13 protein-coding genes and 1 pseudogene are annotated in these 13,482 nt (G+C 40.9%); 4 read left to right on the forward strand and 10 right to left on the reverse strand.

All coding sequences use genetic code 11. The features are described 5' to 3' along the window. From ACH2DQ_RS13455 to ACH2DQ_RS13475, 5 genes are all read right to left on the reverse strand, one after another. Positions 1-498, reverse strand: a 498-nt coding sequence (locus ACH2DQ_RS13455; protein ID WP_395027077.1) for an ATP-binding cassette domain-containing protein, incomplete at its 3' end; no start/stop codon positions are given. 22 nt (positions 499-520) lie between these two features. Continuing rightward, the gene (locus ACH2DQ_RS13460) at positions 521-1,504 is read right to left on the reverse strand and encodes an ABC transporter permease (RefSeq protein ID WP_394914700.1); all 984 of its coding nucleotides are present in this window, start codon (positions 1,502-1,504) and stop codon (positions 521-523) included. Positions 1,505-1,518: 14 nt separating this feature from the next. Further along, on the reverse strand, positions 1,519-2,619 hold the full coding sequence (locus tag ACH2DQ_RS13465; RefSeq protein WP_394914701.1) for a sugar ABC transporter substrate-binding protein: 1,101 nt from the start codon (positions 2,617-2,619) through the stop codon (positions 1,519-1,521). Between the two features lie 25 nt (positions 2,620-2,644). Beyond that, positions 2,645-3,649: a uroporphyrinogen decarboxylase family protein gene (locus ACH2DQ_RS13470; RefSeq protein ID WP_394914702.1), complete on the reverse strand. Its 1,005-nt coding sequence runs from the start codon at positions 3,647-3,649 to the stop codon at positions 2,645-2,647. Positions 3,650-4,108: 459 nt separating this feature from the next. Beyond that, the gene (locus tag ACH2DQ_RS13475; RefSeq protein ID WP_394914703.1) at positions 4,109-4,774 is read right to left on the reverse strand and encodes a hypothetical protein; all 666 of its coding nucleotides are present in this window, start codon (positions 4,772-4,774) and stop codon (positions 4,109-4,111) included. A gap of 258 nt (positions 4,775-5,032) precedes the next feature. On the opposite strand from ACH2DQ_RS13475, the gene ACH2DQ_RS13480 reads away from it, so the two are divergent. The 3 genes from ACH2DQ_RS13480 to ACH2DQ_RS13490 are packed head-to-tail and all read left to right on the forward strand — an operon-like array spanning position 5,033 to position 8,524. After that, complete coding sequence (locus tag ACH2DQ_RS13480; RefSeq protein ID WP_394914704.1) at positions 5,033-6,049, forward strand: CobW family GTP-binding protein; 1,017 nt, start codon at positions 5,033-5,035, stop codon at positions 6,047-6,049. Between the two features lie 3 nt (positions 6,050-6,052). Further along, positions 6,053-7,639 carry a permease gene (locus ACH2DQ_RS13485; protein ID WP_394914705.1) on the forward strand — a complete coding sequence of 529 codons (1,587 nt, stop codon included), beginning with the start codon at positions 6,053-6,055 and terminating at the stop codon, positions 7,637-7,639. Then, positions 7,640-8,524, forward strand: coding sequence for a TIGR03943 family putative permease subunit (locus tag ACH2DQ_RS13490; RefSeq protein ID WP_394914706.1), 885 nt, complete (start codon positions 7,640-7,642; stop codon positions 8,522-8,524). A gap of 129 nt (positions 8,525-8,653) precedes the next feature. Here ACH2DQ_RS13490 and ACH2DQ_RS13495 read toward each other — a convergent pair whose 3' ends face one another. From ACH2DQ_RS13495 to ACH2DQ_RS13515, 5 genes are all read right to left on the reverse strand, one after another. Then, positions 8,654-9,148, reverse strand: a complete 495-nt coding sequence (locus ACH2DQ_RS13495) for an HD domain-containing protein (RefSeq protein ID WP_394914707.1) — start codon at positions 9,146-9,148, stop codon at positions 8,654-8,656. 357 nt (positions 9,149-9,505) lie between these two features. Further along, positions 9,506-10,045 (reverse strand): BMC domain-containing protein, encoded by a 540-nt coding sequence (locus tag ACH2DQ_RS13500; RefSeq protein WP_394914708.1) that lies wholly within the window; start codon positions 10,043-10,045, stop codon positions 9,506-9,508. Between the two features lie 14 nt (positions 10,046-10,059). Then, positions 10,060-11,409 carry a 4Fe-4S dicluster domain-containing protein gene (locus tag ACH2DQ_RS13505; protein ID WP_394914709.1) on the reverse strand — a complete coding sequence of 450 codons (1,350 nt, stop codon included), beginning with the start codon at positions 11,407-11,409 and terminating at the stop codon, positions 10,060-10,062. A 163-nt stretch (positions 11,410-11,572) separates the two neighbouring features. After that, positions 11,573-12,226, reverse strand: coding sequence for a helicase associated domain-containing protein (locus ACH2DQ_RS13510; protein WP_394914710.1), 654 nt, complete (start codon positions 12,224-12,226; stop codon positions 11,573-11,575). Between the two features lie 204 nt (positions 12,227-12,430). Continuing rightward, on the reverse strand, positions 12,431-12,823 hold the full coding sequence (locus ACH2DQ_RS13515; RefSeq protein ID WP_394914711.1) for a desulfoferrodoxin family protein: 393 nt from the start codon (positions 12,821-12,823) through the stop codon (positions 12,431-12,433). Positions 12,824-13,053: 230 nt separating this feature from the next. Between ACH2DQ_RS13515 and ACH2DQ_RS13520 the strand changes: the two are divergent. After that, positions 13,054-13,482 (forward strand): annotated as a pseudogene (locus ACH2DQ_RS13520) (hypothetical protein); the annotation flags it as partial.

A 13,482-nucleotide genomic window follows, 5' to 3' on the forward strand; every position in this document is an offset into this window, starting at 1 on the left:
TACCTTTGGATGTTTGGATATGGATTTTGCGATCTCCACAAGCTGCTGTTTTGCTATGGTTAGATAAGATACCTTCATGCGCACATCCAGGTCCAGCTGCAGCTCTTCCATAACCTTTGCGGAATCGGCATAAAGCTTGTCGTAGTCCACTCTGCTGCCCTTTTTAGGAAAATTCCCAAGAAAAATATTCTCTGCAATAGACAGGTTGGGGGCGAGATTTAATTCCTGATAAATCACGCTGATGTTTTCTTTGATTGCCTGTGCCGGATTTTCCATCACAATTTTATTTCCATTGGAATAAATAAAGCCTTCATCCGGTTGATATACCCCCGATATCACTTTTATTAAAGTGGATTTTCCAGCTCCGTTCTCTCCCATCAAGGCATGAACCTCTCCAGGGTAAAGATCCAGGGATACATCTTTCAGTGCATAAACTCCGGGAAATCTTTTATGTATATTTTTTAACTGTAATACAGGCTTATACGAATTGTTTTCCATGCCATCATTCCTCCTTGGCAGTTTACTTTTTTCCCATCAGAATCTTCTTTTCCGCCATACGTTTATTTCTGGAATCAATATATACAGCCAGTAAAATTACAATTCCTCTTGATACTTCCTGGTAAAAGGAGGAAACCCCTGCCAGTACCAGAACATTTGACAATACGCTTAATATTAACACGCCGATTACTGCCCCTGTAAGATTTCCTTTTCCTCCCGAGAGGCTCACTCCTCCCAAAACCACAGCTGAGATCACCTGAAATTCAAACCCGTCACCTGCATTGGGCTGTGCCGAGTTCAGACGGCATGCAAGTATATAGCCGGACAACGCTGTTAATACGCCTACGATGATATATGCTGCCATTTTAATACGTCCCACATTGATTCCGCATAACCGGGCTGCAGAATTATTACCGCCTACCGCATAAATATTTCTTCCAAACACTGTTTTATTCAGTACAAAATACAGGGCTGCAAAGATCACCACAGCAATCAGGAAAGGGATTGGAAATGGGCCGACATAACCTGTTCCCAAGATTTCAAACCTAGGAATATTTGCCTGGATAGAAATTCCATTTGTGATTATATAGGCACTTCCCCGAAGGATCGCCATTGTTCCCAGAGAAGCAATCAGGGAATTAATACCCGCTTTTGTAACCAGCAGTCCGTTGATGCATCCCAATACAGCTCCCGTAATAATGCCTCCCAGAAGTGCCGCCGGAACATTTTTGGTAAAATTCAGTATCATAACACTTACAATCCCTACAACTGCCTGCATGGAACCTACGCTCAGATCCATCTCTCCCAGCAAAATAACAAACATATAACCCATGGCGCAGATCGCCGTCAGGGATGCTGTCCTTAGAACATTCATCAGATTATTCACACTTAAAAACACCGGAGAGATGATGGTTGAAATGATACATAGTCCGATCAGTGAGAGCAGCAGCGCCATCTGTTCATATTTTAAAAGCGCCTTCATTTTATCCTTTGCAATCTCGTGCATAATTTTTACCCGCCTTATTTATTTAATTTATCTACCGCTTCAAAATTAACTTTATAGGAATCTGCGTCCTTGCTAAAATACTGGTCGAAATCCTTCTTTTCGATGACCGTAGTTGGAGAAATGTATTCTTCCTTAGCATTTCCGCCGACAGCGTCTACTGCCGCATCCACACAGACACTGCCCACATATTCCGGGAAACTGCATAACCCGGCTGTAACCAAATCATCACTTTTTAAAGCTTCACGTCCTGCAGCACCTTCCACACCATAGAGCATGGTAACAAAGTCATTCCCCGATCCGACCTGTCTGATGGCAGATACCGCGCCCAATGTGGAATCATCATTAATTCCAAATACTGCGTTAATATCCGGATGTGCCGTTAAAGCATCAATGGTTGCATTCATGGATTCTTCCCGGAACCCGCCGTCTACTTCGGAAACAATTTCATATTTAATGCCGGACCTTTCAAGGGCTTCTTTAAAACCTTCCGTACGGTTTTTACAGTTTTCCAATGACTCATAGCCTAGTATTAAAATTTTAGGATCAATATTATTTGCCTTTACATACTCTGCAAACCAGTTGCCGGATGTAATGCCGCATTCCTTATCCGGAATTCCAACCCTGGTATCTGCACCCTCTACCATATTGGATTCGCACACAACCTTTATTCCCTGTTCCTGGGCTTTTTTCACTACGTTAATTAAAGATTTCGTATCTACAGGTGAAATAATAATTGCATCTACGCCTTTCGTAATCATATTTTCAACCAATTCTACCTGTTTGCTGGCGTCGTTATTGGCATCCGCAACTGTCAATTCCGCTCCGATCGCATCCGCTTTTTCCTGAGCTCCGGCAACGATATTCTGATACCACTCCTGAGCCATCATATAGGTTACCATGCCAATTTTCAGATCACTTTTACCGCCTTTGGTGTCTGCTGTTGATTCTCCGGCATTTTCTTTTACTGCTTCTGTCTTAGATTCCGCCTGGGCTTTTGTTTGTGCCTCCGTTTGATTTTGCGCAGTGTTTTTTGTTTCCCCCGTTGCTGCAGTGCACGCCATCAGACTTACCGCCATACTCAGTGCCAATACCATAGAAATCACTTTCTTTTTCATTTTGCTACCTCCATTTTTTCTTTTTTTATCTATAATTTTTTACTGCCTCTATCATAGCCACCAGGTTTTCCGCAGGTATATCCGGTGTGGCTGTGTGGGTGGGAGATAATATGTATCCGCCATCCCGGAACATAATGTCCAGTATCTCTCTTGTTTTTTCCTTTACTTCATCCGCCGATGCATAGGGAAGGAACTGCTGTGTACTAATTCCTCCGTAAAAGGTCAGATCTTTCCCATATTCCCGTTTGATTTTCTTCAAATCATAGATCTCAGGCTGAACGGTATTGTAAACATCCAGTCCCATATGAATTAATTCCGGAAAGAACTCTTCGATATCTCCGCAGCTGTGCAGGACTATTTTCTTTCCTTTGCTTTTTACCTTCTCAAACATTTCCTTAAATCCGGGTTTTATGTACTTTCTCCACATATTAGGTCCCATGATGGATCTCCGCTGCTGTCCCCAGTCATCGCCAAAATACACTGCGTCAAAATCCCTGTCCAATACCGTATCCAGGAGTTCCAGATGATGATCCAGAATCTTTTCATAGAGCTGAAAGGTAAATGGCTCATGAATACACATATCAATCATTATATTTTCCATCCCGCGAAGGCTCCAGGAACGTTCAAAAAATCCCATCGTAATGCTGAACATAGTAAAATGTTCCCCATGATCTGCTTCTAACTGATCACAGATACCGGACGCAAATTCCTTGTCTACTTCCGGAAACCGGTAGTCTCCCAGTTCATCCTCTTCCAGCGGATATTCTGCAATGATACCCACATCTCCCCCGTCTTTGGATGCCATCCAGGTCACTCCAAAGAGATCCTTTTCATTCCCGTTTTCAAGCCTGGTATTCTTCTTATACTTGGCCCTCAGCATATGGTTTTCTAAATATGCAAATGCATCTTCACATCCCGCTAATCTTTTTATGTTTTCTACAGCCCCCGGCGTCAGCTCAAAATTCCATGGCACCAGATCTGTCTGCCTGTGAGAAATTGCATCTAAAACTCTTTTCTTTTTATTGTCCATTTCTTCCTCCTTGTTACTATGTCATGACATCGTGATATCATAATATAACGTTTCCTGTATTTTGTCAATATCACTGGTTTTATGAATATTTTTGTAAAATACTTGTACATAATGCCATATCTAAAATTATTCGGATAAAATCAGGTTATAATTTTTGACGGAACCGGTTTTTCTATGAATTTGACCTAAAGTGGATGCCAAATTAAATATTTGCTGAAATTCGGAATTGAAAATTATTAGTTTTGCACAATTATTTAGCTATGCAGGAGATTTTACTTCCTTTTTTATTTCCCGTCAGCTTCGATCAGGAAAAAACAAAAAAATATCCTCCTGCGGGATACGCACAAATTCCATGTACCCGCAAAAAGATATTTTTATTTTACTACGCTGAATTTTAAGCCAGTGGAAGCAGCAAGCCTCCGTCACAAAATTCAGCCAGGGGAAATCTTTTGAAATTTATCAAATATTTCTATTTGTAACGGTCTTAATGGTATTCCATATGGTTGGAACTGCCCCTAATGCAGTAAATGCATACAGCATAAAGAGATCTTTTACATAAATTCCACCGTCTATGGCTCCCTGTCTGATCATCTCGGGAATCAGACGAAAAGCACTGAAAACATCTATATTTAGTATATCTGCCGCATCAATTGCCCAGCTGAGCTGCTGGCTTACGTAAACTACACAGATCATAAAAACTGATGAAATAACAATTCCTTTCAGGCTCATCTTCCCGGCAAGCAGCTGATATCCTTTAATAGCACAAACACCCATCACCACACCTGAGATTGACGCCATATATCCAAGCTGGTCAACTATAACGATACATAACAAACCAATCAGCGTTCCCAGAAACGCCCCTACGATACCGGCAATAATATTTTCCTTTTTTTCTTCCACCTGCTGTATCCGCTGATTTCCATACTGCGTGCTGGCATCTCCTGTATAGGTATTCGTACTACTTTCATAGTTATCCGTACTTCCTCCAAATGTATCCATACTTTTTTCATAGGTATCCACATTTCTTTGAAACGGCTCCTTACTTTTTTCATGCGGATCTACACTGTTTCCATACGGGTCTACACTGTTTCCATACGGATCTGCACTTCTTTCATACTCATCCATTTTCTTTCCTCCTGATGTATTCTCTTTTCCTTACCAGAACTGACGGCTTAATCCTTATGTTCGGGATAAATATTATAACTTAGAAGTGCGGGAATATTGCCAACCATGTATTAAAAAGACAGTTTCATGTCATGAAATAGAAATAGCTGATTCAATCGTTATAAACATCCATGAATAATTAAATTTCTCTGGTAATATATATGATCAAAGATGGACTTTAAGGAATGAAGGAACAGGAACAGGAAAAGGAGGAGAACGATGACTGATATATATATTATTTCAGGATTTTTAGGCGCCGGGAAAACCACATTGATTCAAAAAATGTTAAAAGAGGAACTCCATGATAAACAGGTTGTATTGATTGAAAATGATTTCGGAGATATCAGCGTGGATGCAGCACTGCTGGACGATGGGAATATCCAGGTAAAAGAGATGAATGCCGGCTGCATTTGCTGTAGTTTGTCAGGGGATTTCGCAAAAGCAATGCAAGATCTTCTGATACAGTTTCATCCGGATATAATCCTGATTGAACCATCCGGCGTGGGAAAGTTATCTGATATTACCAAAGTTTGCACAAGCCCCAAGATCTGTTCTCTTGCGAAAATCAAAAAAACTATAACGGTTGCTGATGTAAAGCGTTGTGCAATTTATCTAGAAAACTTTGGAGAATTCTTTGAGGATCAGATCACAAATGCTGAAACGATTCTTCTCAGCCGAACGGAAGATTTTCCAGGCAAAGTCACAAGTGCACAACGACTTATAAGCAGTTTAAATCCACATGCCAAAATCCTGTCTGATTCATGGAAGACACTCAATACCTCCCGAATTCTGGCACTGGAACAAAACCATAAATTCAAAAAATCGGAGAAGGATAATCCGGGAAAACGACGCCAATGCAGCCACGCTTCTGAACAAAGATGCGTACCTGAATCCCAGCACAGTGACGACTGCCATACAGATGAAAACGGACAAGTCTCCTGCTGCTGCGCCAGCCGCCATATGGCGGAAGATGTTTTTGATACGGTGACGATACATACCACCAGAGTATTCAATACATTCGATTTGCAGCGGCGGATATGGCGGATGGAGAAAAAGGCAGCAGGAACTGTTCTGCGCGCCAAAGGAATTGTACGTACTGCGGGAGGCTATGTCAATGTTCAGTATGTACCTGGCAGTGTACAACTGAAGGAATGTTCGTCCGGCGGCAGCACGATTTGTATTATTGGACGGGGGTTAAACCAACAGGAATTAGCCGGCCTGTTCGATGGGAATTAGGCCATGACGATACCTGTATATGTGGTAACCGGTTTTTTATATGCCGGTAAAACCACTTTTCTAAATGCCATGCTGAACAGGTATGACCGGAGTAAAATTAAGACTTTACTGCTGCAGTTTGAATCCGGTGAAGAAGAATTTCAAGGTACCAATGATTATTGCATCTGCAAATGTTTCTCAAAAAAGGAGTTGGAAGGACCGCCTGATCAGATGATACGGGCAATTTACAGATGCGTAAAAGAACAGGCACCGGATGAAATATGGATTGAATGGAATGGCGTAACACCCTTTTCTCTCCTGCAGGATTTTTTCCAGAGCACTTTACTGCGCAGCTTGAGAATACAGAAAGTGATTCATTTTGCTGATGTCTCTGGTTTAGAAGAAATCCTGGGCAGAACCGGAACCTCTCTGCCCGAACAGATTGCAAACAGTGATGCCGTTATCCTGCGCATTTCACAGAAAAACTCCGGTACGGGAACGTACCAACGGATGCGCCATATGATCAAAAATATAAATCCCGGCGTACCTGTATTTAAACTGAAAGAAACCTGTCCCGTCAACTTATATAAGTGGGTTATGGAGAAAAAGCCTTCACCGGTCTACTCTTTTTTTAGATCACTGCTTTTTCTGACCGCTGCATATTTTTTGACAAAACCCGTTCTCGATCAGCTTTCTTTCTCTGCCAATACTATCATAAATGTATTTCTGGGCATTATACTCCAGGCAATTCCTTTTCTGCTGCTGGGGGTGCTTCTATCCTCCATTATCCAGATCTTTGTTCCCAGATCCTGGATTGAAAAGCATTTTCCTAAATCACTCGCCGGAGGAATGCTGGCTGCTGTGGCTGGGGGATTTTGCCTGCCTGTATGTGACTGTGCTTCCATTCCCATTTTCAGAAGCCTGGTGCGAAAGGGCGTTCCTCTGCCAGCCGCCGTTACATTTATGCTGGCTGCACCGGTGATAAATCCAGTAGCCATTTTATCCACTTATTATGCATTCGGTGGGAATCTGGCAGTTGTAGCGGGACGTATCGGTATGGGAGGTTTTGCAGCGGTGGCTATCGGGCTTAGCTTTGCAGTCTTTCATACCCATAAACAGGACTTGCCAAACGGAAGATTTGATGGTGTCATGTGCAGCTGCGGATGCTATCAGGGAATCAGTTCCATATCCGTTCCCCGTGCCAAAATTGAATTTTTTCTGCGTCATGCACAGGCAGAATTTTTTGATGTGGGCAAATATCTGATACTTGGCTCTTTTGTTACTTCTGTTTTTCAGGGACTGGGAACCGGTATGTTAGTAATTTCCCAGGGCAAAGCAGGGGACGCTGTATCTACAATAATCATGATGGTTATGGCGTTTGTTCTTTCCCTGTGTTCCTCCTCAGATGCAATTGTGGCACGAAGTTTCTCTGCTCAGTTTCCAATGATGGCGATTATGGGATTCCTTATCTTTGGTCCCATGATGGATATTAAAAATCTGCTGATGCTTTCCTCCGGATTTTCGAAACGTTTTATCATTCGTTTGCTGTTCACGTCATTTTTGATTTGTTTTGCTGTCGTGTTTTTATTTTATCAGATAGGAGGGATATAGATGCAGATAAGGATAAGAGCGTTCAATCCACAGGTATTACTGGAATCCCTGTTCTGCGGATTTTTTGCCGGACTACTGGTCTATTTGATCCGCAGTGAAAAATATCTCTCCTATGTAACGCCCAGAATGAAACCCTATCTTTATTTTTCAGCAATTGTACTGGGAATATGGGCACTCACCGGTTTGCTGCGTCTGTTTCAGCCCCAATATAAAATAAGGTCCATGCATTGTCTTGTTTTGGCAGTCCCCGTTATAATGCTTTTACTTCCTCACTCGCCCCTGGAAATTTCGGATGTTACAGAAAATTTCAGCCGTGGAAGCAGTATGCCCACGGTCACAGAAGCGAAGCCTTTTTCCGGGGCATTAAGCATGGGGGGCACCGGATCACAGGAAAATGGGGACAAATCTGGAATAGAGGATGTGAGCGATAAGGAGTCCGGGGCACTGGACTCTCAAAACTCATCCGCGGCTGAGGATTTCTCAAGTCTTCCAGGGCTGGATGTACAGAATAAAAGAATCACAGTCTCAAATAAAGATTTCGCATTATGGCTTGCCGAAATGGACTCCAACGGCGTACAGTATGAAGGATATACTGTCGTAATAACAGGCTACGTTATGAATGATTTTAAAATTCCAAAAGAAAATGAATTTACAGTTTCACGGCTTGCCATGACATGCTGTATTGCCGACGTATCCCCCACAGGTCTCCGTTGTATCTATGACAAGGCCTCTGAACTTGAGAGCGAATCCTGGGTAACCGTTGAAGGTAACCTTTCCATAGGTGAATATCAATACAACGATATAACTTTGAAAGAACCTCAGATCCATGTTACAAAGATTACCCCCACTGATCCGATAGAGGGATATGTTTATCCATTTGTATGATGAAATTATACTGTCAAAATTACCCAGACAAATAATCAGTCCACAAAAATATAGGCAGCAGCCTCCAAAGGAAGCTGACTGCCTATATTTTTAAGAACGCCTGGAGAGACATCTGCACACCTCTGCAGCTTAAGATACCGGATACAGTTCTCCAAATAACGTCATGTGGAATGTTTCATATACGGAACAAATCTTATCCGCCATGCACACAATAGCCGTCTCACGATATCGAGGCGGAATTGGTGTAAGTGGAAACATATGTTTTCTGATCACATCTTTTTCAATCTGTGACAGATCAAATTCCGCGCAGGCATTTCTCAGCGCCCTGCCCGGATGTGTAAAACCATGAAAGCGGTGGTCTGCGCTCTTCTCATGCCAGTCATATAAAAAGTAATCATGAAGAAGTGCCCCTCGGACCAATTCCTTCATTTGAACCTGCCAGCCATATTTCAGTGCAATCCAGTAACTTAAATATGCCACTGCCAGACTATGTTCATAAACGGTTGTTTCACCATGCTGTATATATTCTTTTAACTTTGTGTACTTTGGATGTTCTACTATTTCTTTAACGAGATCCAGAAACTGCTGCTCATCTTTTGGATCCATTCTTTTTTCGGCTGCCATTTGTGATGACTCCCCCTTTGGAATTAACCTTGTTCCATAGAATTAATATTTATTTCAACTCTATGAACATCTAAGTTCTCTGTCTTAATTAGTATAGCACGGTTGTATAAAAATGCAATGCAGAATATCTTATAATTTTCTTACAGAAATTCTACTATTGCCATAAATGTATACGCTGTCATAATGATACTAAAAATCCGTTTACCCTGTTTACATACTCTTCCTGTCCACTGCATATAAATATTTATCTTTTTTCACACAAAATAGGGGCATTGTCCATAAATGATCCCATCTATGATACAACGCCCCAGCGCCTGTATAAATGCTGGCTATTTATAAAATCTATTTAAATACTATTTACAGCAATGCTTCATACAGCTTATCTGTCGGTCTTGGTATTACTACGCTGTGAACCATAAGCTCACTTACTGCTTCTGCCGCTTTCACTGCCTCTGTTACAGCGCTTACATCTCCGCTCATGGTAACGAACCCTTTTCCGCCAACGGCGAATCCGGTACGTACTTCGATGAGATTGATGGCTGCTGCCTTTGCTGCTGTATCTGCGGCAACGATTGCAGATGCAACGGAATAAAATTCGATTACTCCTACTGCTCCTTCTGTCGGAACCTGAGATGTACTGCTGATAGCCGGCATCAGCTGGTCGCTGACATTGGCAATTAATAATTTATCTACCAGAAAATGTCCTGCCGCTGCTTCTCCTACTTTCATGGAAGCATCTACGCTTCCTGTATCTCCACCGATAATAACCATATATTTTCCGGGGCAGATCGTAGATGATCTTAATAATTCTACATTTGCCGCTTTTAACATTTCATCACAGGTTTCGATTCCTTTTGCTATACTGGATAGTTCTATCATTCCAACTGAATTTCCCATTCCTTAATCCTCCATTAGTTTACACTGATTCTGATGCCAGATGATGTTACATCACATACGGTTCCATTTATGCTTGCATGTATATTTGTGGATAATCCTGTTGCATCAGCACTGGCAATCACGTCACCTTCACACACTTTGTCACCGACATTTTTAACGGCTACCGCCGGTTTACCGATATGCTGTGACAATGGGATGAATACTTCTTTTGGATGAAGTTCAATACAGTTATGTGCATGTAATCCATTGTATTTGCCCAGATCAAGTCTGGCTATTAAACGGTCGGTGGGAACTCTGTTCAGCTCCACTGTAGGTCTGGAGTGAGGATGCATATTCTTCTCTACCGCGATTCCTCTTTCCTGAAGCTTTCCTTTCATGTATCCGTTGACTCTTCTTGGAGAAAGCCCCATTGGACATGAGAATAATTCACATAGTCCGCAGTTACAGCAATTTACTGCATCACCAAAGCATTCCTCAAACTCTTTATCTGAATCAATGATGTCTTCTCTCCATACATTTCTCATAACAAGATGTGGTTTGATACGATGGCCAATCTGGAATCTCGGACATAAGTCTGTACACATACGGCACTGTATGCATGCACTTCTTGTCTGGTGTTTAATTCTGTCCATGGGCACATGGGTTCTTTCAATTAAATAATGCTTTTTCGGCAGTACAATAATATTTCCAGTTGTCTTGGTGACAAACTGCTGATCTATCGCTGCGTCATCTGCAACCACACGTCCCATCATGGGACCGCCTAGAATAATTGCATAGTCAGAAATAGTCGGTTTTGCTGCCTGAATGCATTCTCTGATTGGAGTTCCGATTGGTACCTGAAGCATAATTGGTTCCTGGACTTCGCCTACAACAGAAAGAAATTTGCTGGTATTTTTTTTACCTTTGGTTATGGCATTGTACATTCCGATAATGGTACCAACGTTGTTGATGACTGCACCAACCTCAATTGGAAGCCCTCTTTCAGGAACACTTCTTCCGGTTACCTGCTGAACGATTACCTGTTCATCTCCTGCCGGATAAAATGTACGCATCTCAAAAATTTCGATATCCGCACCATTTTTTTCAATGGCTTCCTTTATTGCAGCTATTTCCGGTTTGTATTTTGCTTTTATTGCAATAACAGATTTCTTCGCTTCCAGATGGCTGGAAATCAGCATGATTCCTTTAACCAATTCATCTGCAAACGTTCTGCACAAGTATTTATCTGTTTCTATCAGGGGCTCACACTCAGCAGCATTTACAATATAATATTCTGCCTTGGTATTCAATTTCACATGTGTAGGAAATCCTGCACCGCCCGCACCGACGATCCCGGCATCTTTAATTGTTTCAATCAGATTCATAGTTTTCTCCATTCATTATTTAACATTATCTTGCCACATAAAACATTTCCTAAATCAGAAAAAAGACACAGTGATCCTGCATTTTGTTTTTTGTTGAATTTTGTTGTTTGATAATAAAATAACGCACTTTAAACTATTTGTCAAGTTAACATCACAGAAAAAGTCAATATTTCATACCTATTTCTTTCAATTTTTCGATTTTCTCGGTATCCGGATTTAAGGTATCTTCTTCTCTCGCTTTTTCCCGCTGTGTATAAACCCACCTTCCCAGGCGTTTCCCCTCTCCGGTGACATAATCAACAGGCATCTGAAGATTTCCATAAGTTTCATAATAGCTTTGGGCATCTTCATACCATTCGTCCCATGCCCTTCTTTGCCTTTTTCTCCAGACCATGCCTAATAATTCTAATTTTAACTGTCTCTGGTAATTCAGATTATTCTTTCGAAAGCACTTTCTCTGATAGCTGATCCATTCTCCGATGGCTGCGTTTTGATATACCAGATTCCTTGGAATGTCAATATTTCCATTTTCTATATAATATTTTTTACAATATTCATACCAAATATTCCATTCTGTACGCACGCTTATGGTCCAGACCATTCCGATCTGTTCCAGCAGATATATTCTGTGGGCGTCAATCCGGTAAACACCCTTTTCATGATACGCAGCCCTTTGCCGTTCGATCCAGCGTCCCAATAAATACCCATTTTCCGTTTTGTACTTCACAGGAATTTTTAGATCTCCATTTTTCTCATAATATTCTTTTGCCAGCTGATACCACCCGGTCCATTCCAAACGGGTATAATGTCGTCTCACTCTATTCTCCATTTTACAATCACTCACTTTCCATATTTTTGTATTCTATGACCAGTTTAAACAGTGTCCTGTTCTCGCCTAAATGTATAATCCTCAATAAATCAAAAGAGCTTTAAAGCTGTAATTATCTACAGGCTTAAAGCTCTCTTTATTTTTTACAATCCAGCCCCATACCAGATAGATTTTCTTTTCATATTTGTTCTTTTATATCTGAGTTGTTACATCAGCTTTCCACAATCCATGAAGATTACAATATGCATAAGCGCATACGAAGCTTTCATTATCAGTAAGGGCAAAAGCAGCCGTTGGTTCATCAAGCGGCGCCAGTTTTTTGCGGTATACTCCTTTTGTAGTACGTATGCAAATCCATCCTATGTAATGCTGCTCTGTCATGGGATGCGGTGCAGCCCCCACATTGACAATCACCTGTGATCCATATACAATAACTTCTGGAACATGTTTCTCATTAGCCGCATCTGTACTGTTTGGCACTAACTCATTCATTTCACCATTGCAGCAAATTAGAACATCCCCTCCACCCTGGATTACTTCCACAATACTGCCGCAATGTTTACAAATATAAAATTTCTGCTCCATACCTAATCTCCTTAGTATTTAAATTTTAAATAGGAAACGACTCTTATATGGAGACATCATAACGTCAAAAGCAATTTGGTGCTTGAAATTAAATATAAATAAGTCTGCATAAATTGGCAAAAAAAGAAAAAAGTTTATGAAAAATTTATTTTTTTTGCAAGAAAAAAATAAAAAAAGAGTTTATAATGAAATTTAATGTTTTAAATATTATCAATATGAGGTGCCGCACAATGGTAGGTATATTATTAAACGAACTTGTAACTATCGCAAAAACTTCAAAGACAGACTTTGCACTGCATATGAATATGACTCCCAGTGGACTCAGCAAAATTCTAACTGGAAAAAGATTACCGATGTTAAAAGAAAAATGGGAATTTTGTAATCAGGCAGCATATTATTTTTCCCAGCATATTTATGCAAGAAACTGTTACCTGAAATTACAGAGTGCATTTCCAATCATCTATGATTTTGATTCCAGGCATGAACTTGAGCAGTTTTTATGTACAGCCATCGAATATGCACTGAATTGTGATTTTGCTACCGAGAACAAAGCTCCCGGCAATTTTTACGACACAGGACCATTCTTCATGGGAGACAAAATGATATTGAATATTTTGTGTATCCTGATTTCAGATGAGATGGTAAATAAACCTGGCAAT

Source organism: Robinsoniella sp. (assembly GCF_034124845.1).